A 605-nucleotide genomic window follows, 5' to 3' on the forward strand; every position below is an offset into this window, starting at 1 on the left:
TTGAACACCTGGTCGAGTTCCTCGTCCGGCACCATGAACACCGTGTTGTGGGGCGGCAGGGGCTCCCGGTACATCCAGTCCGGAAGCCGGTCGTCCGCGTTGGTGAACCCGGCCGCCTGGTTCCATTTGCGCTCGATCGAGAGCACCGTCTTCCCCAACTCCGTCACGTCGTCCGGGCCCAGATTCGTGCCGTAAAACGCGTTGATCATCTCGTAGACCGCCTCGAACGCCTCGGGCTTGTCCATCACCGCAAACGCCACAAACAGGCAAAGCCCCGTCGAGTCGATGGCCGCCGTGGCGATCTGCAGGTTCCGGCTCAGTTCCACCTGCCCCTCGGGCTTCAAGGGGTCCACGTAGCCCCCCACCTTCAGGATGTTCGTCGCGATCGCGTAGCCCGCCGTGTGGTCCGCCCCCATCGTGGAGGTGGCGTAGGTCACCCCGATCCCCTGGATCGCCCGCGGCTCGTAGGCCGGCATCGCCTGCCCCTTCACCACCGGCACATGGGCCACCCCGAAGCACTGCCCCGTCACCTTGGCCCCAGACCCCAGGATCCGCCCCAGCGGCGTGCCCTTCCCCACCTCCTTGAGAAGCTCGATCGCCGCGTT

1 protein-coding gene is annotated in these 605 nt (G+C 66.4%); it reads right to left on the bottom strand.

Annotation, left to right across the window (positions count from 1 at the left end; all coding sequences use genetic code 11):
• Positions 1-605, bottom strand: a 605-nt coding sequence (locus tag ACYQ8L_RS18580; RefSeq protein WP_459943307.1) for an aldehyde ferredoxin oxidoreductase C-terminal domain-containing protein, incomplete at both ends; no start/stop codon positions are given.

The organism is Deferrisoma palaeochoriense (genome assembly GCF_054656955.1).